Genomic DNA, 24,011 nt, shown 5'->3' on the forward strand with positions numbered 1-24,011 from the left:
CAACCCACCACCCCACCCGCCCGCTAGGTTGACTGCATGGCCCTTTTCCGACGCCGCGATCGCAACCCGGACCCCGAGCCCGGCGGGCACGAACCCGATGCGCTCTTCCCGGCGATGAGCGCCGCGGACGTCGCGTGGATCCGCTCGCAGGCACAGCTCGCGCTGGCGCACAACGGTGTGGAGGTGGTGGTCGCCGGCAACGGCGCCGACCTGTTGGCCGTCGACGGCTCACGGATCACCATCGACAACGCGGTCACCAAATGCCGCACCTCCGCACGGGCCGACTGGCCCGCCATCGTCGAACAGCATTTCGGTGCGATGGCCCGCGCGCAGCATCAGACCCCGGTCGCCGACCTCACCGCCGAACAGTTGTCGGCGCAGATTCGCACCCGACTCCTTCCGGTCGACGCACTGCAGATGGGCGGCATCGACATGTCCGGCTATGCCCGGCCGATCGCCGACGACCTCGCCGCGGTGCTGTGTGTGGACTATCCCGAGACCGTCACCTACCTCGACAGCACCCGCGCTCTCGCACTGGACCTACCCGCACTGTTCGCCGCGGGCCAGCGCAACACCGACGCGGAGCAGATCGACGAGATCGCCACGGTCGGCGACGGCTCGGTGACGATGGTGATCGGCGAGTCGGTGTTCACCGCGTCGAAGGCGCTGAACATGGCCACGCTCACCGCGCGCGTGTTCGCCCGCGACGCCCCCTACGGCGTGGTGTTCGCGGTCCCCGACCGCAACATCCTGCTCGCCCACGTGATCGAGTCGTCGTCGGTGATCGACTCGATCGCCCAGATGGCACGTCTGGCTGCGGAGGCGTACTCCGATGCCGCCTGGTCGATCTCGCCCAACGTCTACCACTGGTACGGCGACACCATCACGCGGATCTCGTCGACCGACATCGTCGACAAGACCATCGAGATCACCCCGAGCCCGCAGCTCACCCGGATTCTGGAGACGTTTCCCGACTGACGTGTTCCCCACCGAGGTGCTCGGCGAGATAACGTCCGGTCACCGATTCGGGGTCGCCCGCCACCTGCTGCGGTGTTCCGGTGGCGATGATCCGGCCACCGTGCTCGCCGCCGCCGGGCCCCATGTCGATGACGTGGTCGGCGTTGGCGATCACATCGAGGTCGTGCTCGATGACGATCACCGACGCCCCGCGATCGGTGAGCCGCGTGAGCACCCGCAGCAGCGTCCGCACGTCGAGCGGATGCAGGCCCACGCTCGGTTCGTCGAGCACGAACACGGCGTCGGACTGGTCACGATGCAGCTGGTTGACCAGTTTCAGGCGCTGCGCCTCCCCGCCGGACAACGCGGGCGTGGCTTCGCCGAGCGTCAGATATCCCAGGCCGAGTTCGTCGAGTGCGGTCAATTTCTTGCGCACCCGCGGCAGTCCGGCCACCCGATCGGCGGCGTCGCGCACCGTGTGGCCGAGCAGCCGCGGTAACGAGAGTCCGTCGCGGACGAACTCGTCGGCGCGGGGCGCGTAGCGGCTGCCGTCGCAGTCGGGGCACACGATGTCGACGTCGGGCAGGAACTGCACGTCCAGCGACACCTCGCCGGTGCCCTCGCAGCGCGGGCACGCCAGCGATCCGGTGTTGTAGGAAAAGTCCGACGCGGTGAGCCCGGCAGCGCGCGCCGCATCGGTGTCGGCGTATGCGCGGCGCAGATCGTCCATCACACCGGAGTAGGTGGCAACCGTCGACCGCACGTTGATGCCGATCGGTGTCGCATCGACGACGTGCACCCGTATCCCCTTGTCCGACAACGAGGTACCGGTGTCGAGCATCCGGACGTGACCGGGCATGCGCGCCGCCGAAGCCGACTGCGTGGCCGCCAGTGCCGGCACCAGCGAGTCGAGCACCAGGGTCGTCTTGCCCGACCCCGACACCCCCGTCACCGCCACCAGGCGGCCGCGCGGGATGTCGACGGTGAGGGGACGCACCGTGTGGATGGCGCCGGTCTCCAGGTGAAAGGCGCCCAGCGCGAACACCTCGCCGGCGGCCACCGGTGTACGCACCACCACCGGTTGCGCGCCGGTCAGGAACCCGCCCACCAGCGAGTCGGGATCGTGGGCCACCGCGTCCACTGGACCCTGCGCGATGACGCGTCCGCCATCGGTACCCGACCCGGGACCGATCTCCACCAGCCAGTCCGCGCGGCGCAGGATCTGCACGTCGTGGTCGACGAACACCACCGAATTGCCGTCGACCAGAAGGTCGTTCATCACGCCGAGCAGACCGTCGACGTTGGCGGGATGCAACCCGATCGATGGTTCGTCGAGAACATAGAGCACCCCGGTGGTGCGGTTGCGCACCGCCCGCGCCAGTTGCACACGTTGGCGTTCGCCCGTCGACAGCGACGACGAGGCGCGGTCGAGCGCGAGGTAACCCAAACCGAGTTCGACGAGGCGCCGCGCCATCCCGAACAGGGTGTCCACCAGCCCGGTGGCCATCGCCTGCATCTCCGGCGGGCAGCTCGACGGCACCGTCGGCGCCCAGGCGAGCAGGTCGTCGAGCGGCAGTGCGGTGATCTCGGCGAGATTGCGTCCCTCGATCAGCGGGGCGCGCGCGGCGTCGCTGAGCCGGGTGCCGTGGCAGGTGGGGCAGGTGCCCTCGGTGAGAAACCGGCTGACCCGCGCAAGCCGCTTCTCGTTGTCGGCACGTTTGAGTTCCTCGGTGACGGTGAGCCGGGCATTGCGGAAGGTGAAGTCGAGGTCGTGCAGACCCTTCCGCGAGGTCACCGTGATGTGCTTTTTCTCCTCCGGGCCGTCGAGCACGATCTCACGCTCGGCGTCGGTCAGCTCGGCCCAGGGCACGTCGGTGCGCACCCCGAATTCACGGGCGATCGCGGGTTGGACGTTGAACCCGAACATGTTCCACGGCGCCACCGCGCCCTCGTCGAGGGTTTTGCCGGGATCGGGCACCAGCGCGTCGTCGTTCACGGTGCGCACCACGCCGGTGCCGCTGCAGGTGGGGCACGCGCCGCCGGAGTTGAAGGCCAGCGCCTCCGCGCCGGGAGCCTCGACGGGGGCGCCGCACACCGGGCAGGAGAACGGCCGCTCGGCGGCCACGTCGATGGTCGGCGGCACGTGATGCCCGTTGGGGCACAGATGTGAGGCGAGCCGCGAGAACATCAGCCGCAGCACGTTGAGGAGTTCGCTGGAGGTGCCGAAGGTGGAGCGCACCCCGGGTGGCCCGGGTCGCTGCCGCAGCGCGAGCGCGGCGGGCACGTGCTCCACGTCGTCGACCGCCGCGCGCGGCGCCTGGGACATGCGGCGGCGGGTATAGGTCGACAACGCCTCGATGTAGCGCCGCGATCCCTCGGCGTAGAGCACCCCGAGCGCGAGCGACGACTTGCCCGAGCCGGACACCCCGGCGACGCCGACCATCGAGCGCAGCGGGATGTCGACGTCGATGCCACGCAGATTGTTCACCCGGGCGCCACGCACCGCGATCCGGTCGGGTGTCGGTGTGTCGGCCTTGCTCACCTCACCCAGATTATCGTCCGGCCACACCACATATCCTGAACCGATGTGCTCCGCGACTCCTGAACCGTTGCGCCCCGCGACCCCCACCCCCGACGATCCCTATCTCTGGCTGGAAGACGTCACCGGCGACGACGCGCTGGCCTGGGTACGCGCCCACAACCAGCCCACCGTGGACCGGCTGACCGGTTCGGCCCGCTTCGCCGCCATCGAGGCGGAGACCCTGGCGGCCCTCGACACCGACGACCGCATCCCCTATGTGCGGCGACGCGGCGAGTACCTCTACAACTTCTGGCGTGACGCCACCAACACCCGCGGACTGTGGCGGCGAACCACGCTGGAGTCGTATGTCACCGACAACCCCGAATGGGATGTGCTGATCGACGTCGACGCGCTCGCCGCCGACGAGGACGAGAACTGGGTGTGGAAAAGCGCGGGCGTGCTGCGCCCCACCTACGACCGCGCGCTGATCGCACTCTCGCGCGGCGGCGCGGACGCCAGCGTGATCCGCGAATTCGACCTCACCACCCGCACCTGGGTGACCGACGGCTTCAGCCTGCCCGAGAACAAGTCGTCGATCAGCTGGATCGACCGCGACACCGTCTATGTGGGAACCGATTTCGGTGTTCAGCCCGACGGCCACACATCGATGACCGACTCCGGGTATCCGCGGGTGGTCAAGCGCTGGTCGCGGGGAACACCGCTCTCGGAGGCGGTCACCGTGTTCACCGGCGAACCGTCGGATGTGGCGGTGGGCGCGGCCTACGACGACACCCCGGGCTACGAACGGCATTTCCTGTCCCGCTCCACCGACTTCTTCAACGCCCTCGACTATGAGATCCGTGACACCGAGATCCGCGACGGTCAGCACATTCTCATCGACGTCCCCACCGACGCACACTCCGCGGTACGCCACGACTGGCTGTTCGTGCTGCCCCGCTCCCCGTGGGCGCCCACCGCCGAGGGCCCCACCTACTCACCCGGCACACTGCTGGTGTTCAACTACCCCGGATACCTCGACGGAAACCGCGATACGCGAATCCTGTTCGAGCCGGACGCGCACACCAGCCTCGTCGACTACTCCTTCACCCGCAGCCATCTGATCGTCACCACGCTGCACGACGTGCACACCCGAGTGACGGTACGCACGCTGGGCGACTGGAACCCGGTGCCGCAGCCGGGAATTCCCGACATGGCGACGGTGTCGGTGATCGGCACCGACCCCGACCACAGCGACGAGGTGTTCTGGTCGGCAACCTCGTTCACCGAGCCGCCGAGCCTGCTGCACGGCAATTCCGGCGGGCCGACCACCGTCATCAAACACAGCCCGGCGTTCTTCGACGCGTCGACGGTGACCGCCGAACAGCATTTCGCCACCTCCGACGACGGCACCGCGGTGCCCTACTTCGTGGTGCGACGCATCGACGTCGAGTCCGGTCCCACACTGCTCTACGGGTACGGCGGATTCGAGAACTCGCTGACCCCGGGCTATCTCACCGTCGCCGGCCAGGCGTGGATCGAACGCGGCGGCATCTACGTCATCGCGAACATCCGTGGCGGCGGCGAGTACGGCCCGTCCTGGCACACCCAGGCGCAAAAGGCCGGCCGGCACCTGGTGTACGAGGACTTCTCCAGTGTGGCAACCGATCTCGTCGCACGCGGACTCACCACCCCGGCGCAGTTGGGGGCCCAGGGCGGATCGAACGGCGGCCTGCTGATGGGGGTGATGCTCACCCGCTATCCCGAGTTGTTCGGCGCCCTGGTGTGCCAGGTGCCGCTCATCGACATGCGCCGGTATCACCTGCTGCTCGCCGGTGCGTCGTGGGTGGCCGAGTACGGCAACCCCGACGATCCCGACGAGTGGGCGTTCATGGAACCCTTTTCGCCGTACCAGAATCTGCGCCGCGACGTCGGCTACCCGCCGATCCTGGTGACCACGTCCACCCGTGACGACCGCGTGCACCCCGCACACGCCCGCAAGCTGGTCGCGCGTCTGGAGGAGTACGGCCACGACGTCTCGTACTACGAGAACATCGAGGGCGGGCACGGTGGTGCCGCCGACAACAAGCAGGCCGCGTTCAAGTCTGCGCTGGCGTATGAGTTCCTGTGGGAGCGGTTGTCCGACGACGCCACAGCGTCCGCGGATCCCACGGCGCACCCCGACCACGGGTGATCGGATACCAGGCCAGGCCGATCAGCGCCGCGGTGGCGTGGCCCAGCACGGTGAAGTTGATGTGGGTGATCAGCGGCAGCCCGTAGTACACCGCGACGCCGGCCAGATACACCCAGCGCCACGGACGCGCGACGTGATAGGTGAGCACCCCGATCACCCCCGCCAGAAAGTAGCTGACGCCCACGTCCTGGGTGTTGACCATGTCGGCGCTGCGCACGCCCTCGTGGATGGCGAGGGCGAGCACTCCCTCGCTGACGTAGGTGGCCAGCACGTGGGCACTGAGACCCACCGCCAGCCACCGCAGCGAGCCCAGCCAGCGTTCGGCGGGTACGTGGAAGAGGCAGAAGGCCACCGCGTAGGGCAGCCACGTCGCCCCGTCGATCCAGAACAGGCTCGAGAACAGCACCTGCACGGGGTTGTGGTCGAGATTGGCCAGGTTGGTCGAGCGCCTGCCGAGCGTCTCGTCGAGCTGCTGCGGCGACAACGAGTGCTGCACGGATGTGGTGACCGCCAGAGCCGCCAGCCACACGAACGTCAACGGTGACCCACGCAAACACGCCCAGACACGGCGCACGACCCGACGCATGCGCGTACCGGCCCGCGTGCCGTGAGTGGAGGTGGTCACCGCACCAGTGTCACCTACGACCGCCCACGAGGCGCGCCAAGACGCCCACCACCACCACTGCGGCACCGACGAGACCGGTGATCAGTCCCACGTGCTGCAGTTGATTCGACGCGGTGTCGATCACCAGGTCGGCCACCGGTTTGGCGCTGTTCGACGACGGCGAGATGCTCTCCTTGACGTAGGACGCGTAGTAGATCGCGATCACCCAGCACGTCACACCGGCCAGCACCGCGCCGACGCCGAGCCAGGCGAGCACCGTGCCGCGACGGCGTCCGATCAACAGGGCGAGCAGGCCCGCGACCACCGCGACGGCGGCCGAGGTGTATCCGGCGACCGTCACCACCCGGCCCGCGTCGTGATAGCTACCGGCCTGCAATCCGGTGCCGCCGTCGGAGACGGGGATGAGCACCGGACCGTTGATGGTGATACCGATGCCCGAACTCGCGATCACGCGATTGACCATCTTGGTGATGTCGAGCTGCATCGTCGACGACGAGCCGGTGGGCTCGTCGAACAGCCAGGCGTGCTGTTGGGCGACGACGTCGAGGAAGTCGGCGGGGAATTGTGCGCTGTCGGTGTAGCGCTGGGCCAGCGGCTCCACGAGGGCGCGGGTGCCGGGCAACGACGTCTGCGACGCGATCTGGTCGGTGATCTGCGAGGCCATGTAGTCCTTGACCTGCTGATCGCCGGCGACGGGCGCTATCAGCGAGGTGAACCCGTCGGTGTCGACGATGCGTTCAGTGATCCAGATCGACGGCACGGCCACCACGATGGCCACCATCGCGATGAGCCCGAAGAGTGCGCTGAAGAATGTCCGCACCCTCACTCACCGACGACGTCGCGTGCGCGGCCGACGATCAGCGGGTCGGGCGTGCCGACGATGTCGGGATTCTTGCCGTCGTAGTCGAACAGGCTCAGCACGTGACGCATCGCGTTGACGCGAGCACGTTTCTTGTCGTTGCTCTTGACCACCGTCCACGGTGCGTGGTCGGTGTCGGTGTACTCGAACATCGCCTCCTTGGCGGCGGTGTAGGAGTCCCACTTGTCCAGCGAGGCGAGGTCCATCGGAGAGAGTTTCCACTGCCGCACCGGATCGATCTGACGGATCGCGAACCGGGTGCGCTGTTCGAGGGGGGTCACCGAGAACCAGAACTTGACCAGGTTGATCCCGTCGTCGACGAGCATCTTCTCGAAGGCCGGCGTCTGCTCCATGAACTGCTGGTATTGCGTCGGCGTGCAGAACCCCATCACCCGTTCCACCCCGGCGCGGTTGTACCAGGAGCGGTCGAAGAACACCATCTCGCCGCCCGCGGGCAGGTGCTGCACGTAACGCTGGAAGTACCACTCGGTGGATTCGCGTTCGCTCGGCTTCTCCAGGGCGATGGTCCGCGCACCACGCGGATTGAGGTGTTCGTTGAACCGCTTGATGGTGCCGCCCTTGCCCGCGGCGTCGCGGCCCTCGAACACGAACAGGTGACGCTGACCGTTCTGCTTCGACCACTTCTGCAGCTTGAGCAACTCGATCTGCAGACGCCGTTTGGTGATCTCGTACTCGCGGCGACTCATGCGCTCCTCGTACGGATAGTCCTGTCGCCAGGTGTCCACCACGTTGCGTTCGGGCAGTGTCAGCAACACCGGATCGTCGTCATCGTCGTCGTTGACGGTGAACTGCGTGGTGTCATGCAGATTCACGAGCTCCTGGAGCGCTTCGCGTCCATTCAGCTTGCTGAAGTCTGGGCCGATTTTTTCAAGATCGTGTAGCTCGGTCACTACCCAACGATATGCGGATCCGGGGAACGAAGGGTAGCGAAGGGGTGAACTCGCCGACGGTCAGTTGTGCAGATCGACCGAACCCGAGCGCAGGCATACCTTGCCCGTGGTGGAGTCGGCCGCCGCGGCGAAGCCTCCGGTGCACACCGCTCCCTGGGGTCCCGAGTAGGACTGGCCGCCCCAGCCGCCCACCGACACCGATGTGCCGCCGCGGCGGGCCTGCGCCACCGACAGCGCCCCCGGTCCGGTGGTGACGGAGTAGGCCGTTCCGCCGGAGTTGGCACCGGCCAGCGCGGTGGAGCCGGGCTGCAGATTTCGGGCGGTGGCCCGACCCCCGTTGTCGGACACCGCAACCGCGGTGCCGCTGGAACTGGCGTCCTCGGCGAACGAGGTGCTGCCGGGCCCGGCCTTGGCGCCACATCCGCTCTTGCCGTCGACCCGTTGCACCGACTGACCGTTGGCCGCGCTACACGTGGTGGAGGCATGCGCATCGCCGATACCCAACCCGAGGCCGAGGATCAGACCGGCACCGCCTCCGACGACGACGATGGCACGGGCGGGAAAAACCTTGGTACGCAATTTGATTGGCCTCCTGGCAATACTGGACACGAGCGTGCGCGTAGTCAGCCTACCCGCTGCGCAGGACGCGACGTGAGCCCGGGAACAGGTTCTCAGGTCACGGAACGGCAACGCCGGCGATCAGCCCTTGGCGCGCCGTTCGGCCTCGGCGGTCAGACCCTTACGCGCGGTGTCGATGGCGATCTTCTGCCCCCGTTTCACGATGAGGCCGGGCAGCTTGATCTTCAGATCGATGACGAGTTCGAACTCGACGTGCGAGCCGTCCCCGTCCGGGGTGATGGTGTATTTCCCGTCCTGTTCGGACAGGGTGGTCGCCTTGCTCAGCGTCCACTCGCAGGTGTTCTCGGTCCAGGTGTAGTTGACCGTCTGCTCGTCGTTGATGCCGAGTGCGTTGACGGTCAGGAGCGCTTCGTCGGGGGTGCCGTCGTCGTGGGTGCTGACGATCTTCGCGGCCTTGTGCGGGCCGGACCAGTCCGGCAGCGACTCGATGTCCATCAACACCTCCATCACCACAGCGGGAGGGGCGGCGATGTCGAATTCGGTTTTCGCGGTGACGGCCATGACCTCAGAACCTACCGTGTGCCGTCGGCCACCCTGCAGCGAACCTCAGTTCTCGCGTTCGATCAGGTTCAGCGGCCACGCCTCGTCGGGGATGTCACGCATCGTGCAGGCCAGGTCGGTGGCCGTGAACCACCCGCGGAAGTGGATGATCTCGCCGAACACCGGGTTGCGGACGGTGGCGTCGCAACGGAACCGCTGCCGTTCGTCGTCCCAGCCCTCGATGTACTTCATCTGTGTGGCGAACATGCCCTTCATGCCCACCTTGGGTCCTCGGCCCAGCCACCGCATGGGACCCGATTCGAGCAGCAACTCACCCGCGGGGGTCACCGAGGGTTCGATCGGCCACAGCAGTTCGGGGCCGTCGCCGAAGTAGTCGACGAGGCCGGACCGTCCGGCGACCAGCAACGAGTTCAGCGCGCGCTTACCCGAGGTGTAGGAGAACGTGCGCAGCACGGCCAGACATTCACGGTCGAGTTCGTCGCGGTAGCAGTAGTGGTTCTGCGTGAACGGCACCATCCGGCTCGACTTCGCCGGGAACGCATGGCGCTTGGCGTAGAACCAGGTCACGGGGGGCGGCAACGCGGACGAGACGTACACCGACTCGAAGATCCCCGCGCCCATCTGCGCCACTCCGGACGTCGAGTCGATGGAGTAGCGCCATGCCACGTTGGGGTGGAGGCGATCGAAATCGGAGCCCAATGCCTCCCGGTACACCGGCGTCACCTCGAATCACCTCCCGCGCAGTCCGCTTTCCGCCTCAGCAGAACCTACTATGCGATCGGTCACAACCGAAGTGCCGTCCCGGTCAGTCGATGCGCTGCAGGTTTCCGGCGCGCAGCATCTCGGCGGTCTCGAGGCGACGTACCTTGCCCGACGTGGTGCGCGGGACGCTGTGTGGCGCGACGAAGACCACCTCGGCGGGGACGATGCCGCAGTCCGACGCCACCGCCGCGCCCACCGACGCCCGCGCCGCCTCGGCGTCGCTCCCGCGATATTCGGCGACGATCACCAGCCCGGGACGCGTGGCCCCCTGCGCGCGGGCCATCGCGACCACCCCGCCGCGGCGCACACCCTCCACCGTCGCCGCGGCCCGTTCGATCTCCACCGGGAACAGATTGCGGCCGGCGACGATCACCACTTCCTTGGCACGCCCGCAGATCACCAGCCGGCCGTCGACGAGATAGCCGAGATCGCCCGTGTCGAACCATTCACCGGCCACCAGGCGATCGCGCCCGAGGTAGCCGTTCATCATCGACCGGCCGCGGATCTGCACCTGCCCCACCTCGCGGCCGGCGACCTCGGGCGCCGCGACGCTGGGCGGCACAATGCGGATCTCCGTGCCCGACAGGGGTTCACCGAGGATCGCGTAGCGGCGCCGGACGGTGGTGTCGGCGTCGGGCAGGGTGACGGTCACCTCGTCGTAGTGCGCGCCCTCCCCGTGCCGGGGCATGGTGACCGCGCACGTCGACTCGGCCATGCCGTAGGACGGCGCGGCCGCGGCCGGATCGAAACCGAAGCGGTTCATCTCCCGCAGAAAGCGGTCGAAGGCGTCGGGGTCGATGGGTTCGCCGCCGCTGATCGCGCACTTCACGCGAGAGAGGTCCACCGCCTCGAGCAGGCGGGCGTAGCGGCCGAGGATGTCGTAGGCGAAATTCGGTGCGGCAGTGACCGTGACGCCGAATTCGGAGAGCCATTGCGTCCAGCGGAACGGCGCGGCGGCGAACGCCGAGTTGGGCGCCAGCCACAGCGGCATCCCGCTCACCATCGCGGCCATCACGAAGGTCAGGCCCATGTCGTGGTAGAGCGGCAGCCAGCTCAGCCCCACGTCGCCGTCGGCGATGCGGCGCCGGGAGACGATCTCGGCGGCGTTGGCGTGGGCCGCCGAGACCGACAGCACCGCGGTCTTGGGTTCTCCGGTGGAGCCTGCGGTGCCCTGCAGCACCGCGGCGGCATCGGGATCGACGTGCCGGGGACGGAATCCGGTGGTGTCGGTGTGGCGCGCGTACTCACCGACCGGCGCGATGCGCAGGGCACCGGGATGGCTGCTCAGCAGGTCGAGTTCGGTGCCGGCACCCAGCACGGTGTCGACGCCGATCCGGGCGAATCGTTCGGATGTGCTCTGCGCCCAGCGCTCCGGCTGCGCGCCGCGCGTCGGACCCGGGAGGATGGAGACGGCCACACCGGCGAGCCACGCGCCGTGGATTGCGGCCACCAGATCGTGGGTGGGATCGCCGACCAGTCCGAGCGCGCCGGGCGTGCGGCCCTGTGACCGCGCGTCGGCGATCAGTTGCGCGGCGATCTGCTCGGCCCGGGCATGCACCTCCGGCCAGGACAGGCTCGTCCACTCGTCGGTCTCACCGTCGTAGACCGAGAGGAACCCGCGGTCGGCGAGCATGGCCGCGCTGATCGTGGCCGCGAGACTGTCGCGGACTCCCTGCTCGCCGATCACTGCACTGTTCTGCGACATCGATGCGCTCCTCTGGTGTGGTGGTAGATAGCATAGGCTATGCTAACTTCCCATCATGACGTCATTCGTTCCGGCGGACCATCGACTGAAGTCCACCCGCATCGACACGACCCGCGACACCGAAACCCTCCACGGATGGTTGACCCATCCCAAGGCCCGGTTCTGGGACATGCTCGATGCGTCGGTGGACGACGTCGCCACGATGATCGACGAAAACTGTGCTGCGGCAGGTGATTCGGTCTACGGGATGCGGATCGGCTACTGCGATGACCGTCCCGAGTTCCTCTTCGAACTCTACGATCCGATGACCAGCGAGCTCGCCGAGCCCGGCACCGGGTACGTCCACGCCGACGGTGACGTCGGGATGCACCTGCTGGTGGCGCACAGCGAACAGCGCAAGCCCGGCTTCACCGAGGCGGTGATGCGGCACATCATGCGGGCGGCGTTCGACGAGGCGGGGGCACAACGCGTCGTCGTCGAACCCGATGTGCGTAACGACGCGGTGCACCGGCTCAACGCCGCCGTCGGTTTCCGGGTGGCCGGCGATTACCCGGTGGGAAACAAGACGGCGCGGCTGAGTTATTGCGCGCGAGCCGATTTCATGTCGGGGCAGCGCGCGTGACCGCCACCGGGGTCGTCGACGCACCGGCCGGCACCGGATTCTGGGCCGTCTATCACCTGCGGATGGCCCGCAAGATCCTCGCCGAGTTCTGCCACGAACGCATGCTGGTCCCACAGCACACCGACGGTCGGGGTTACGTGGTCGTCTCCGACGACGGGGCCACGCAGTACCACTTCGACGCCGAGCGCCTCGCCCTCGACAGCTGGAGTGTGGACGAGTCGTCGATCCGGCGCATCCGGGACGGAAACCAATTGCCCGTCAACGCCATTGACCTGCTTCTCGACGTGCGCAGCGCATTGGGCATCGGGCCCGACTCCGTCCCGGAGTATCTCGAGGAGTTCGTCAACACCCTGTCGATCGGGGCCGACCGCGACGATCCGCTGCGCATCACCGCGACCGAACTGGTGGGCGCCGACTTCCAGACCATCGAACGCACCATGACCGAGGGGCATCCGTGCATCGTCGCGAATGCGGGCCGTCTCGGATTCGACGCCGACGACGTGGCTCGCTACGCACCCGAAGCGGGACAACGCTTTCGGCTGTCGTGGGTGGCGGCGCGACGGGAGAACTGCGACGTCGCCGCGATGTCCGGGGTCGACTACCAGGATCTGCTGCGCACCGAACTCGGTGCCGACACCCTGACCCGGTTCGATGAGACGCTCGACCGCCTCGGCCTCGACCGGGCCGACTATCACTATCTCCCCGTCCATCCGTGGCAGTGGCGAGAGAAGGCCACGCGACTCTACGCCGCCGACATCGCCTCGCGTGACCTGGTTCTGCTCGGTGAAGCACCCGATCGCTATCAACCTCAGCAGTCCATCCGCACGCTGTTCAACATCGACCACCCGTCGCGCCACTACGTGAAACTGTCGCTGTCGATCACCAACATGGGCTTCACCCGCGGTATGTCGGCGGACTACATGCGCACCACGCCGCTCATCAACGACTGGGTGCGGGCCCGGGTGGGCGACGACCCGTATCTGGCGTCGATCGGCTTCGAGATCATCTACGAGGTGGCCGCCATCGGCTACCGCAGTCCCACGTTCACCGCCATCACCCGGCCGGGCTCGGAGTATCGCAAGGTGCTCTCCGCGCTCTGGCGCCAAAGTCCGGTGCCCCGCCTCGACGACGGTGAGCGGCTGATGACGATGGCCGCACTGCTGCACGTCGACCATCTCGGCGGATCGTTCGTGGCGGCGCTGGTCGCGGAGTCCGGCGTCGACGCCGCCACCTGGCTGCGCACCTACCTCGGCGCCTACCTGCGGCCGATCACCTACCTCCTCTACCGTCACGGGTTGAAGTTCTCGCCACACGGGGAGAACCTGATCCTCGTCGTCGCCAACGGGATTCCGGTTCGCGCGGTGCTCAAGGACATCGGCGAAGAAGTGTCCATCTACGACGATCCGGTGGATCTCCCCGAATCATGTCGCCGCGCAGTGGTCGACGAACCCGCCGAACTCGGCAATCTCGGCGTGCTCTCCGACGTCTTCGACGACTTCCTGCGGCCGCTGGCGCAACTGTTCCACGCCCACGGCATCCTCTCCGACGACACCTTCTGGAGCATCGTCGCCGAGGATCTGCTCGAGTTCGAACGCGACCATCCCGAACTGGCCGACCGATTCGCGATGTGGGATCTGTTCGCGCCCGACTTCGGCGCCATCCACATGAACCGCCTGCAGCTGGGCAACAACCGGCGGATGGTCAACATCGAGGACTCCTACTCCTCGATCGTCGACACCGATCATCGGCTGGTCAACCCGATTGCCGCGCACCGGGACTCGATGCGCGCATGACTGTCACCGCACATACCGACGAGATCATCCGCGACGGCTGGGGCATCCCGCACATCCGTGCGGGCTCGGCCGCGGCCGCCCTGTTCGGACAGGGACGCGCCTGCGGCCTCGACCGCGCCTGGCAGATCGAGTTCATGCGGCTGCGCGCCGAGGGTCGCACGGCCGAGGCGTTCGGCGGGTACACACTCGGGTGGGATCGCTTCGCCCGTCGCGCACAGATCGACCGCGCCGCGCGGCGTGTTCTGGCCGCGTCGAGCCCCCGCACCCGACGTCTCGTCGGCGCCTACGCCGACGGGGTGAACAGCACCCTGGGCCAGGCCACCGCTGTGGAGTTCGATGCGCTGGGCCATCGGCCCGCTTCGTGGCAGCCGTGGACACCGATCTCGGTGTTCATCATGCACAACATCCTGTTCGGACGGTTCACCACCAAGCTGTGGCGCGCCCACGTGTGCGCGGCCCTCGGACCGGATGGGTTGTCGCTGTTCAACTTCGAGGGCCCCGACCTGGCGTCCGACGCTCCCGCGCCGCCGACCCGCGACTTCATCGACGACGTGGTGGCGCGGTTGGCGAGGACACCCGACAGTGGTGAGCCGGTGGGCGCCGGCGCCGTTCCCGGCAGCACGGTCGGCGGTGGTCTTTCCGGGTCGAACGCCTGGGGCGTCGCGGCGGCGCGCAGCGCATCGGGCAGCCCGCTTATCGCCGGCGATCCGCACCGGTTCCTCGAGTTGCCCGGCGTCTACCTGCAAAGCCATCTCTCCTGTCCCGACTTCGACGTCGCCGGATTCGCGTTCGCCGGTGTGCCCGGCCTGCCGCACTTCTGCCACAACGGATCGGTGGCCTGGGGCATCACCAACGCGATGGGTGACAATCAGGATCTGTATCTGGAGGAACTGTGCCGCGTCGACGACGGTGTGGCGGTGCGTACCCCGTCGGGTGTCGACACCGCGCCGACCCGCCTCGAAGAGATCGCGGTGCGCGACGCCGACCCGGTGACCGTGGAGATCGTCGACACACCGAACGGAACCGTGGTGTTCGGCGGCGCCGACGAGGGGTTCGCGCTGAGCCTGCGCACCCCGATGCTCAGCGATCCCGACATCACGTTCGACGCGCCGCTGGATCTGCTCTACGCCGACACCACCACCGATGTGGTTGCCGCACTATGTAGTTGGTCCGAACCGGTGAACCGGATCGTGATCGGCGACACCGACGGCACCGTCACCCACCACGTGATCGGTGCGATGCCGCGCCGCGCCGCGGAGAACTACTGGCTGCCGGTGCCGGGCTGGGAGCCACGGCACCGCTGGGACGGATACGCCCAGCCCGACCCCGGCTTCGATCCCACCGTCGACACCTATTCGGTGATCGCCAACCAGCGAATCCCGAATTGCCCAGCGCTACAGCCGGTCTCCACCGAATGCGTGGCGCCGCACCGCGCGCACCGGATCGACGAGTTGCTCCGCACGACCGCTCCGGTGTCGGTGGACGACTGCGAACGGATCTCCCGCGACGTCCGGCTTGATTCGGCGGAGACGATCTTGGATGTGCTCGACACGCTCACCGGCCTCTCGGCGGGCGGCGCAGCGGTCCGCGACCGGCTGAGTGGTTGGGACCGGCAGATGGCCGCCGACAGTAGCGACGCCTACCTGTTCGCCGAGGTGCGGTCTCGGTTCGTCGCAGCACTGACCCGCCATTGCGCGTTCTCGGCTCTCGCGCAACCGCATCCGTTCGGTCCGGTCTTCGACCCGTGGTTCGTACCGCAGCCCCGGATGGCGGCCGCGCTCGATGCGGTGATGCGGCACGCACCGGCCTTCGGGGTCGACGTCGCCGCCGTGTTGCGCGACGCCGTCGACTCCACCGGTGAGCTGATCGACGACGGCACCGCACTGCCCACCTGGTCGCAGGTGCACACGCTGGCGCCGGTACACGGATTCGATCTGGTGGGTGCCACCGCCCGTCATCCCGAGTTGTCCCGCGCGGTACGTCCCGACCGGCTGCCGCTGGCCGGTGACGCCGAATGCGTCTTCGCGAACGCCGCGGCCGTCGGATTCGGGGTACACACCTGCAATCTCGGTTCCACCGCCCGCTACGTGTGGGATCTCGACACCCGCGACCACAGCCGCTGGATCGTGCCGCTGGGCGCCGACGGGGCGCCCGGCACCCCGCATTTTCAGGACCAGGCACCGCTCTGGGCGGTCGGCGGGTACGTCGACGTCGTGACCGATTGGACCCGGATCCGCGACACAGCAAGCAGCGTCCACACATTCACGTTCACAGAGGAGATCGCATGACCCTGTTTGCGCGTCCCGGGTCGGGGTGGTCGGAGGTAGGGCGGGGCCTGACCGATCTCGCCACGGCCACCGCAGTGAGCCATCACGGCGACCCGCTGCCGGTGGGCACACCCGACGAGACGATGCTCGCGATCGCCGCCGAACTCGGCGCACCGACGATCCCCGAGACCGGGATGGGCGCCACCGGTGCGCTCACCACACTCGGCGACCTCATCGCCCGCTACGGCCTCGACCTCACCCATCAGCTGTGCGCCGCGCACCTGCAGCCACCGCCGTTGACCGTCGCGGTGATCGCCGACGCACTCGCCAGCGCCACCAATGCCTCACTGGACACCTATGATTCGGGTCCGGCCACCCTCGCGGTGGAACGCTGGACAGTGGCATCGCTGGCACGTCTGGCCGGGCTTCCGGAGACGTCGGGCGGCGTGTTCGGACCGGGCGGCTCGTACTCCAATCTGCTCGCCATGCTCGTCGCCCGCGACGAGACCGCCCGCCGGCGGGGAATCGACGTGCGGCGCGCGGGGGTACGAGATCTGGTGCGGCCGGTGGTGTTCTGCTCGTCGGTGGCTCACTTCTCCATCAACCGGGCCTGTGCCGCACTCGGATTGGGCGAGTCGGCGGTGATCCCGGTGGCCGTCGACGCCGATCACCGGATGATTCCCGAGGCGCTGGAGGCGGCCATCGGTGAGCGTGCGGACTCTCAAACACCCGTCGCGATCGTGGCGACCGCGGGCACCACCGATTTCGGCACCGTCGACCCGCTGCCGGAGGTCGCCGACATCGCACGGCGACATGGGATCTGGCTGCACGTCGACGCCGCCTACGGATTCGGTGCGTTGTTCTCGTCGAGATTGGCGCCGCTGCTCGGCGGGCTCGGCCGTGCGGATTCGGTGACGCTGGATCTGCACAAGGTGGGCTGGCAACCGGCCGCGGCGAGCGTGCTGCTGCTGGCCGACGAGAGTCGTTTCGCGTCGCTGAACCGTTCGGTGTCGTATCTCAACCCCGAGGACGACGAGGAGGCCGGTTACGGCGGTCTGCTCGGGCTCACCCTGCAGACCACCCGGCGTCCCGACGTGCTCAAGGTGGCGGCCACACTGCTCGCGTTCGGGCGCGGCGGGCTGGGGTCGATGCTCGACACCTGCCACGAACTGGCGCGATACGCCGAGAGTCGCATCGCCACCGAGTTGCAACTGGAGATGGTGGCACCGGTGACACTCACCACGGTGGTATTCCGCTACCGCTGCCAGGACTCCAACACGGTGAACGCCGAACTGCGGCGCAGGCTGATCAGTTCGGGCACCGCGCTGATCGGGCGGACCGAGGTGCGGGTGCGCGGGGAGGCGGTGCCGACGGTGTGCCTCAAGCTCACCCTGCTCAACCCGGAGACCAGCGAGCAGAGCATCGACGCGCTGTTCGACGAGATCACCAGGGTCGGAATGGAAGTCGAGACGTCGCAGACGCGCTTCGGCGATACCACGATCATCACGAGATGAGGAAGTATGAAGGACACTGACACCGTCGACATCCTGGCCATCGGCTGCGGACCGTTCAACCTCGGTCTTGCCGCGCTGGCATCGACGATCGACGACCTCGATGTGCTGGTGGTCGATTCACGTGACGAATTCCGCTGGCATCCGGGACTGATGTTCCCCGACGCCACACTGCAGGTGAGTTTTCTGTCCGACCTGGTGTCGCTGGTCGATCCGACGCACCCGATGTCGTTTCTCGCCTACATGGCCGACATCGACCGGCTCTACCCGTTCCTGGTGCGCGAGGACTTCTTTCCCACCCGCGTCGAGTACGAGGCGTATCTGCAGTGGTCGATCGGCCGGCTGGATTCGCTGCGGTTCTCCACCACGGTGGACGAGGTGACCTGGGACGCGGCGGACGATTCCTTCGCGGTGGCCATCAGTACCCCTGCGGGCACGTCCACCATCCGGGCGCGTCACATCGTGCTGGGCATCGGCACCGAGCCGCACATCCCGGCCGAGTTGTCGTCGACATCGCCTGCGGTGGTGCATAGTTCGGAGTACCTGTATCACCAGGAGGCGGCACACGCTGCCGACACGGTGACGGTGATCGGCTCCGGCCAGTCCGGCGCCGAGATCGTCATCGACCTGCTCGAGCAGAACCTCGACGGCGGCCCGGCGGTGCGGTGGTGGACGCGTACCCCGTGGTTCGCCCCGCTCGACTTCACCAAGCTGTCGCTGGAGATGACCACGCCGGCCTACATGGACTACTTCCACAGCCTGCCCGAGGCCAAGCGCGACGAGGTGGTCCCGACGCACTGGCAGTTCCACAAGGGCATCTCCACCGACACCCTCGACCGACTGCACGATCTGCTCTACCGCAGGCAGCTCACCGACAAGCCGCGGCCGGTTCAGCTGCGCAACGGCGCGGCCGTGGAGCGCGTCGACGTGCTCGGCGACGGCAAACTGCGTGTGCGAGGCCGCCACTGCGACACCGGAACCCCCCTGGCCCATGTGACCGACCTGGTGATCGCGGCCACCGGTTACCGCGATCGTCGGGCCGATTTCCTCGCGCCCGTGGTGCCGTACCTGCGGCGCGACGCATCCGGCCGGCCCGTGGTCGAGATCGATCACTCGATCGCCACCACCGACCCGGCGGTGGCGGGCCGATTGTTCGTCGCCAATGCCGAACTGCACAGCCACGGGGTGTCGGCGCCCAACCTCGACATCGGCGCGGTGCGCAACGCGCGCATCCTCAACGCGGTGCTCGGCCGTGAGGCCTACCGCCTGCCGCGGCACACCGCCTTCACCACCTTCGGCGTCGACGACGCCGACGACGTGGTCGACGACAGCCTGGTGTGACGGCTGTCGCGGGCGGCGCGGGGCGGGGGCGGGGCGGGCTGGCTGCTGCTGCTGCTGCTGCTGAAAGTGGGGGAAGGATGTCCTTCCCCCACTTTTGGCTTCTTCCCCCACTTGCACCTAGGGGACCGGCACGAAAGTAGGGGAAGGATAACCCTCCCCTAGTTTCGGTTACCTCCCCCCAGTCGCGCCCAGGCGACCGGCACGAAAGTAGGGGAAGAATAACCCTCCCCCACTTTTGGTTTCTTCCCCCACTTGTACCTAGGGGAACGGCACGAAAGTAGGGGAAGGATAACCTTCCCCTACTTTCGGTCCGCGCGTCAGGAGGCAGCGGCCGCCTTGGCCAGTGCCGGCTTGAGCAGGTCGAGGGTGGAGACGATCGAGTTCGGCGACGGTGTGTTGAGTCCGGTGATCTGCGCCTGCGTCAAGAAGGCCACCGCCCCGGTCTTCACCGACTTCAGATTCTTGTATCCGGCAAGGCCTTTGAGCCGTTCGGTGTCGCGGTCGTTGGTGGTGGCCACCACCAGCAGATCCGAGTCGAGCATCGGCACGTTCTCGGTGGATAGCCCGAAACGAGGCTGGCCCGTCTTGCGGTACTGCGCCGCGAGCGCCGGGGCGATCACCATGCCGAGGTCGGTGAACAGCTTTGCCGCGCCGTCGTTCTGGTCGCCGAACACCGAAAGCTGATCGGCGCCGTACATGAACGCGAGGCTATAGGTCTTGCCCTTCAGCGAGGGGTATTCGGCAGCCACCGCGGCAACCGACGAGTTGGTCTTGTCGATGATCTGCTTGGCCTTGTCGGGCTGATGCAGCACGGTTCCCATCACGGTCACCATGTCCTCCCATGGGTCCACCTCCTGGCCGCTGATCGATCCGACGGTGGGCGCGAGCTTGGAGATCTTCTGGAACAGCGGGTCGTCGGCAGCAAACCCGGGCGCAAAGATCAGGTCCGGATCGAGTTTGGCCACCGCACCCACATCCGTGCCCTTCGTGGGATCGAGGAAGGTGGAGTCGTCGAGTTTGTCGTCGTACCAGGGCTGCAACTTGCCGGTGGAGCTCTTCGTGTAGTCGTAGTAGCCGACCGGGGTGACGCCGAACGCGAGCGCGATGTCGGTCCACTGGTCACCGAGGGTGATGATCCGCTTGGGGGTGTCGGGAATGGTCACCGACCGCCCGTCGGGCAGATTCAGTTGCACCGCACCGGCGTTGGAGTCGTCCGACGATCCGCCGCACCCGGCGACGAGCGCAGTGACCAGCAGCAGGCAGCCGACCACAGCCGCCACATGGCGTTTCGCATGCATCGAGTGACGTCCCCCGCTCACAGGCTGCACGGCAGCAGCACGAGACCGGCCACGTCGCACACGCTCTTGTCCGAGAGCTTCCACTTGCTGCCGGTCCAGTTCCAGGTGAGCTGCATGGTCTTGGAGCCGCGGCCGACGATCGACATCTTCAGTGGAGCGGTCATGGTGGTGCCATTGACCTGAACCGGGTTGACCACGGTGTAGCTGAAGCCGACGTTGCCGTAGCTCGCCTTCGCCTGGGCCACCAGATCGATCTGCCTCAGCGCGCGTTCACCGCTGACCAGTTCGTCGGCGCGCGCCGCACGCGACGCACCGGGGTTCATCACCAGATTGACCTTGGTGTTGAGCTGTCCGGGGGTCAGCGCTGCCGGTGCGGCGGCCGCCGGGGCCGCGTTCTGGGTTGTCGCACCGGTGTTCTGCTGCGGCGCTGCCTGAGGCTGGGCCTGCGGCTGCGTCTGCACCGGACCGCTGTCACCGCCGCCGCCGCTCTCGGGCACCTGCTCGGCGGCCGGCGCCTGGGTGCCCGGTGCCGCGGCGGCAGGGGCGTTCGGTTGTGCCGCAGCACCCGGCGTCGCCTGCTGCTGATTCGGAACATTCTGCGCCGCACCGAGATTCATCACAGTGGGGGTTGCGGCCGCGGCAGCCGTCCTATCGCGATCGGCAACCATCAGTCCGACGACGCCGATGGTCACGATCAGTGCGGAGATCACCGCGGCGATGCCCGCCGACGCCAGCACCGTCGGGACGTTGATCCCCGCCTTGGGCTTGGGCGCCTCGGTCGGTTCCTGGGCGGGATAGGAATAGGACTCGGCATTGGGGTCCGTGCCGTAATCCTGGGTGCCCGGGGCGTAGGCGCCCTCCTGGTATGCCGTCTCCTGCATCACTCCACCGATCGTCATTTCATCACCCGACAGACCCGGGCCAGAATTGGTCACGTGACCCGAATCGGAAATTCCCCCGACCGTATCACGTCAGGATAGGGAACCCTAAGTCGAGCATTCCCGGCGCAGTTCAGTCCGCCGCCCCGGCGAGCACCTTGTCGAGGGCGGCGACAAAGGTGTCGGCGTATCCGGGCAGCGCCTGCTTGTCGGTGACCACACCGAAGGTGGTGCGGGTGCCCAGCACCAGCGACGTCACCGAGAACGAGTAGCCGGCCAGCGGCGAGAGCGCGGTGAGACGTTCGATCGGTGCACCCAGCACCGACCGGACCCGCGAGAATCCGGGATTGACGCCGATGTGCAGATCGGGGCTCATCTTCTTCATCGACGCGTTGACCGCGGCACGCTGCAGCGGCCACGGGAGTCGGGGCGCGTTGTCGGTGGCGGCCAGTGCCAACTCGGGACGAGACTTGTCGATCAGCCCCAATTCGCTTCTGCTGTGCGCGATCTGCGCGTCGAGGTCGGATTGGTCGATCGGCAGGTTCAGCAACGACACCGAGACCGCGTTGCCGGTGTGCCGGTAGTCGGCATCGAGGGTGACCGGAAGGGTGACCCGGGCCAGTCGCGCGTCGTCGCCAATCCCCAGCGGCGGTGCGCTGCTGATGGCGGTGCCGATCGCCGCGATCAGGAACTCGTGCACCGACGCCTGATGGCGTCGTGCCAGGCGTCGCAGGTCGCGGGTGGCCACACTGTGCAGGCCCACCTCGCGGCGACCGGATCGGGTGAGCGCGGGCCAGCCCCGGGCCTCCTGGGCCGCGGCCCACTGTCCCTCGAACGCCTCCTTGGCCCGACCGAGGTCGTCGGCGTCGACGTCGGCGACGTGGAAGCGCGGACTGTCGGCGAAGCGGTCGAACTCGGCGAGTTCCTCGTCGGAGCCGTCGGCGAGCAGGGCGGCGAAGGCCGCCCCCGCGATGCCGTCGGAGATGCTGTGGTGCACCCGCAGGAGCACGAACTGGGATCCCCCGCGCTCCGTGCGCGGGCTGTAGAGCGTGATGTGCCAGAACGGATCCGGTCGCCGCAGATGGGTTTCGAGTTCGGCGGCGATCTGACCGTGCAGATCGGCGCTGTCGGTGTACTGCGCGGCACCGACCTGACGGACCGGATCGATCGTCGGTGACACCACCACGTGCGGTGGGCGCCAACGACCCTGCGCGATTCCCATGCGGAAGATGTCGTGCCGGGCGGCGCGCTGGGCAACCCGCGCACGAACGTCGTCGAGGGTGAGCGGTGCGTCGGTGTCGGTCACCTCGAGGAGCATGGCCCACTGCATGGGTCTGCTGCGGGTGTCCATGTGCAGGTAGGTGTGGTCGGGCGGCGCGAGTTCCACCGGACTCAGGGTGGGTGTTGCGGTCATGACTGTTCCTCCGTACCCGAGCAGATCTTCTCGTAGCGTTCGTTGTCGGGTTTCATCGCCGCGGCGACGAGTTCCCACAGCACCTCGTCGGTGCCGCCGCCCACCCGGGCGAGTTTCATGTCGCGCCACCAGCGTCCGATGGGTGTCTCGGTTTCGAGATAGCCGATGCCGCCGAAGATGTGCAGGCATTCCGAGGCCACCTCCTCGCCGAGATTGGCTGCGGTGGCCTTCAGCGCTGCGGCGGTCCGGAGGTTGATCCGGCCGTGCGCGGCGACACCGTCGAGCGAATACCGCAGCACGTCGATGCGTGCCTGCAGGTCGGCGAGCCGCAGGCGCAGTGCCTGATGGTCGTAGAGACGTTTGCCGAACTGGGTGCGATCGAGCATCCGCGCGAGCGTCACCCCGATCATCACCTCGCCGGCGGCCGCGATCTGCGCGGCCACCGAGAGCCGTTCGTGCGCCAGCCCCCAGCTGATCACGGCCAGGCCGGTTCCGGGCCGGGCGACGAGGGCGTCGGCGGGAATCCACGTGTCGATGGTGACTGGCGCGGTATCGAGCGGTCCCGCACCGAGTTTGCGGTACGGGGTGCCCACCTCGACCTGCGACACCGGAACAGCCGCCAACGCCACGTTGCCGTGCGACTCGTCGGTGCCGGTCGTGTCGCCGACGTCGCGGCACACGACGAGCATGTGGTCGGCGATCGGTGAGAGGGAGACGAACTTCTTGCGGCCGACGATGCGGTAGCCGTCGTTCTCGGCGGTGATGGTGGTCTGCGCGTTCTGCAGGTCGGAGCCACCGGATTCCTCGGAGGCACCGATGCACAGCACCGCGTCGGCGGTGATCGCCCGTTCGGCGAGGTCGCGCAGCCGGTCGGTGCGGCCGAAGCGGCGCAGAATCGCGATCGCCGAGTCGTGCAGACTCACCCCGACGCCGATCGCCGCCGAACCCAGCGAACCCAGGTGGCGGCCGAGTGCGAAATGGTCGGCCAGGTCGGTGGTGGTGCGGTGATCCCATTTGCGGGCGAAAACCCCGGCGTCGCCGAGGTATTCGAGCAGCGGCCGCGGGAAACGCAGGTCACGTTCGGCCTGTTCGGTCCATGCGATTACCCGCTCGTCGAAGACGTCGTCGAGGAGGTCGGAGTACGTCGGAGTGGTGGGGCTCGTCGTGGTTGGGTCCGCAGTGGCGAGGGCTTCGGTCGTCGTTGACATCGGGGCCC

General features: G+C 67.8%; 19 protein-coding genes. 7 read left to right on the forward strand and 12 right to left on the reverse strand.

What is annotated here, in order from left to right:
* Positions 1-36 precede the first annotated feature (36 nt).
* Positions 37-978 carry a hypothetical protein gene (locus tag ACWDTD_RS15905; protein ID WP_449748091.1) on the forward strand — a complete coding sequence of 314 codons (942 nt, stop codon included), beginning with the start codon at positions 37-39 and terminating at the stop codon, positions 976-978.
* On the opposite strand, the gene ACWDTD_RS15910 is transcribed toward ACWDTD_RS15905, so the two are convergent.
* Positions 947-3,400, reverse strand: coding sequence for an excinuclease ABC subunit UvrA (locus ACWDTD_RS15910; RefSeq protein WP_449748152.1), 2,454 nt, complete (start codon positions 3,398-3,400; stop codon positions 947-949). The two genes, ACWDTD_RS15905 and ACWDTD_RS15910, sit on opposite strands and share 32 nt — an antisense overlap.
* A gap of 142 nt (positions 3,401-3,542) precedes the next feature.
* Between ACWDTD_RS15910 and ACWDTD_RS15915 the strand changes: the two genes are divergently transcribed.
* The gene (locus tag ACWDTD_RS15915) at positions 3,543-5,669 is read left to right on the forward strand and encodes a prolyl oligopeptidase family serine peptidase (RefSeq protein ID WP_449748092.1); all 2,127 of its coding nucleotides are present in this window, start codon (positions 3,543-3,545) and stop codon (positions 5,667-5,669) included.
* On the opposite strand, the gene ACWDTD_RS15920 is transcribed toward ACWDTD_RS15915, so the two are convergent.
* The 7 genes from ACWDTD_RS15920 to mbtM all read right to left on the reverse strand — a co-directional run bounded on the left by ACWDTD_RS15920 (position 5,575) and on the right by mbtM (position 11,671).
* A complete protein-coding gene (locus ACWDTD_RS15920; protein ID WP_449748153.1) occupies positions 5,575-6,255 on the reverse strand; it encodes a rhomboid-like protein in 681 nt (226 codons plus the stop codon). The two genes, ACWDTD_RS15915 and ACWDTD_RS15920, sit on opposite strands and share 95 nt — an antisense overlap.
* 49 nt (positions 6,256-6,304) lie before the next feature.
* Positions 6,305-7,114: a hypothetical protein gene (locus ACWDTD_RS15925; protein ID WP_449748093.1), complete on the reverse strand. Its 810-nt coding sequence runs from the start codon at positions 7,112-7,114 to the stop codon at positions 6,305-6,307.
* Between the two features lie 2 nt (positions 7,115-7,116).
* Positions 7,117-8,064 carry a polyphosphate kinase 2 gene (gene ppk2, locus ACWDTD_RS15930; protein WP_449748094.1) on the reverse strand — a complete coding sequence of 316 codons (948 nt, stop codon included), beginning with the start codon at positions 8,062-8,064 and terminating at the stop codon, positions 7,117-7,119.
* A 60-nt stretch (positions 8,065-8,124) separates the two neighbouring features.
* Complete coding sequence (locus tag ACWDTD_RS15935; RefSeq protein ID WP_449748095.1) at positions 8,125-8,643, reverse strand: DUF6764 family protein; 519 nt, start codon at positions 8,641-8,643, stop codon at positions 8,125-8,127.
* A 120-nt stretch (positions 8,644-8,763) separates the two neighbouring features.
* Positions 8,764-9,204 (reverse strand): SRPBCC family protein, encoded by a 441-nt coding sequence (locus ACWDTD_RS15940; RefSeq protein ID WP_449748096.1) that lies wholly within the window; start codon positions 9,202-9,204, stop codon positions 8,764-8,766.
* Between the two features lie 45 nt (positions 9,205-9,249).
* Positions 9,250-9,927 carry a DUF4166 domain-containing protein gene (locus tag ACWDTD_RS15945; RefSeq protein ID WP_449748097.1) on the reverse strand — a complete coding sequence of 226 codons (678 nt, stop codon included), beginning with the start codon at positions 9,925-9,927 and terminating at the stop codon, positions 9,250-9,252.
* 82 nt (positions 9,928-10,009) lie between these two features.
* Positions 10,010-11,671, reverse strand: a complete 1,662-nt coding sequence (mbtM, locus tag ACWDTD_RS15950; RefSeq protein ID WP_449748098.1) for a long-chain-fatty acid--ACP ligase MbtM — start codon at positions 11,669-11,671, stop codon at positions 10,010-10,012.
* Between the two features lie 55 nt (positions 11,672-11,726).
* On the opposite strand from mbtM, the gene ACWDTD_RS15955 reads away from it, so the two are divergent.
* The 5 genes from ACWDTD_RS15955 (at position 11,727) to ACWDTD_RS15975 (ending at position 19,205) form a co-directional block, all read left to right on the forward strand.
* The gene (locus tag ACWDTD_RS15955) at positions 11,727-12,293 is read left to right on the forward strand and encodes a GNAT family N-acetyltransferase (RefSeq protein WP_449748099.1); all 567 of its coding nucleotides are present in this window, start codon (positions 11,727-11,729) and stop codon (positions 12,291-12,293) included.
* A 62-nt stretch (positions 12,294-12,355) separates the two neighbouring features.
* Positions 12,356-14,086, forward strand: a complete 1,731-nt coding sequence (locus ACWDTD_RS15960) for an IucA/IucC family protein (RefSeq protein WP_449748154.1) — start codon at positions 12,356-12,358, stop codon at positions 14,084-14,086.
* Positions 14,083-16,374 carry a penicillin acylase family protein gene (locus ACWDTD_RS15965; RefSeq protein ID WP_449748100.1) on the forward strand — a complete coding sequence of 764 codons (2,292 nt, stop codon included), beginning with the start codon at positions 14,083-14,085 and terminating at the stop codon, positions 16,372-16,374. Before ACWDTD_RS15960 ends, ACWDTD_RS15965 begins: the two co-directional genes overlap by 4 nt.
* Positions 16,371-17,867 (forward strand): pyridoxal phosphate-dependent decarboxylase family protein, encoded by a 1,497-nt coding sequence (locus ACWDTD_RS15970; protein ID WP_449748101.1) that lies wholly within the window; start codon positions 16,371-16,373, stop codon positions 17,865-17,867. The genes ACWDTD_RS15965 and ACWDTD_RS15970 overlap by 4 nt, the downstream gene beginning before the upstream one ends.
* 6 nt (positions 17,868-17,873) lie before the next feature.
* Positions 17,874-19,205: a lysine N(6)-hydroxylase/L-ornithine N(5)-oxygenase family protein gene (locus tag ACWDTD_RS15975; protein ID WP_449748102.1), complete on the forward strand. Its 1,332-nt coding sequence runs from the start codon at positions 17,874-17,876 to the stop codon at positions 19,203-19,205.
* 317 nt (positions 19,206-19,522) lie between these two features.
* Here ACWDTD_RS15975 and ACWDTD_RS15980 read toward each other — a convergent pair whose 3' ends face one another.
* From ACWDTD_RS15980 to ACWDTD_RS15995, 4 genes are all read right to left on the reverse strand, one after another.
* Positions 19,523-20,503 carry an ABC transporter substrate-binding protein gene (locus ACWDTD_RS15980; RefSeq protein WP_449748103.1) on the reverse strand — a complete coding sequence of 327 codons (981 nt, stop codon included), beginning with the start codon at positions 20,501-20,503 and terminating at the stop codon, positions 19,523-19,525.
* Positions 20,504-20,520: 17 nt separating this feature from the next.
* Positions 20,521-21,402, reverse strand: coding sequence for a hypothetical protein (locus ACWDTD_RS15985; protein ID WP_449748104.1), 882 nt, complete (start codon positions 21,400-21,402; stop codon positions 20,521-20,523).
* Between the two features lie 112 nt (positions 21,403-21,514).
* Entirely contained in the window at positions 21,515-22,795 is a 1,281-nt protein-coding gene (locus tag ACWDTD_RS15990; RefSeq protein WP_449748105.1) for a wax ester/triacylglycerol synthase domain-containing protein, read from the reverse strand.
* On the reverse strand, positions 22,792-24,003 hold the full coding sequence (locus ACWDTD_RS15995) for an acyl-CoA dehydrogenase family protein (RefSeq protein ID WP_449748106.1): 1,212 nt from the start codon (positions 24,001-24,003) through the stop codon (positions 22,792-22,794). Before ACWDTD_RS15995 ends, ACWDTD_RS15990 begins: the two co-directional genes overlap by 4 nt.
* Between the last annotated feature and the right edge of the window lie 8 nt (positions 24,004-24,011).

The sequence above is a fragment of the Gordonia sp. NPDC003425 genome, assembly GCF_053588635.1.

Coding starts and splice junctions, on each gene's coding strand:
- ACWDTD_RS15905 (WP_449748091.1), top strand. CDS start 37: ATGGCCCTTTTCCGACGCCGCGATCGCAACCCGGACCCCGAGCCCGGC.
- ACWDTD_RS15910 (WP_449748152.1), bottom strand. CDS start 3,400: ATGGTCGGCGTCGCCGGGGTGTCCGGCTCGGGCAAGTCGTCGCTCGCG.
- ACWDTD_RS15915 (WP_449748092.1), top strand. CDS start 3,543: ATGTGCTCCGCGACTCCTGAACCGTTGCGCCCCGCGACCCCCACCCCC.
- ACWDTD_RS15920 (WP_449748153.1), bottom strand. CDS start 6,255: ATGCGTCGGGTCGTGCGCCGTGTCTGGGCGTGTTTGCGTGGGTCACCG.
- ACWDTD_RS15940 (WP_449748096.1), bottom strand. CDS start 9,204: ATGGCCGTCACCGCGAAAACCGAATTCGACATCGCCGCCCCTCCCGCT.
- mbtM (WP_449748098.1), bottom strand. CDS start 11,671: ATGTCGCAGAACAGTGCAGTGATCGGCGAGCAGGGAGTCCGCGACAGT.
- ACWDTD_RS15955 (WP_449748099.1), top strand. CDS start 11,727: ATGACGTCATTCGTTCCGGCGGACCATCGACTGAAGTCCACCCGCATC.
- ACWDTD_RS15960 (WP_449748154.1), top strand. CDS start 12,356: ATGGCCCGCAAGATCCTCGCCGAGTTCTGCCACGAACGCATGCTGGTC.
- ACWDTD_RS15965 (WP_449748100.1), top strand. CDS start 14,083: ATGACTGTCACCGCACATACCGACGAGATCATCCGCGACGGCTGGGGC.
- ACWDTD_RS15970 (WP_449748101.1), top strand. CDS start 16,371: ATGACCCTGTTTGCGCGTCCCGGGTCGGGGTGGTCGGAGGTAGGGCGG.
- ACWDTD_RS15975 (WP_449748102.1), top strand. CDS start 17,874: ATGAAGGACACTGACACCGTCGACATCCTGGCCATCGGCTGCGGACCG.
- ACWDTD_RS15980 (WP_449748103.1), bottom strand. CDS start 20,503: ATGCATGCGAAACGCCATGTGGCGGCTGTGGTCGGCTGCCTGCTGCTG.
- ACWDTD_RS15985 (WP_449748104.1), bottom strand. CDS start 21,402: ATGACGATCGGTGGAGTGATGCAGGAGACGGCATACCAGGAGGGCGCC.
- ACWDTD_RS15990 (WP_449748105.1), bottom strand. CDS start 22,795: ATGACCGCAACACCCACCCTGAGTCCGGTGGAACTCGCGCCGCCCGAC.
- ACWDTD_RS15995 (WP_449748106.1), bottom strand. CDS start 24,003: ATGTCAACGACGACCGAAGCCCTCGCCACTGCGGACCCAACCACGACG.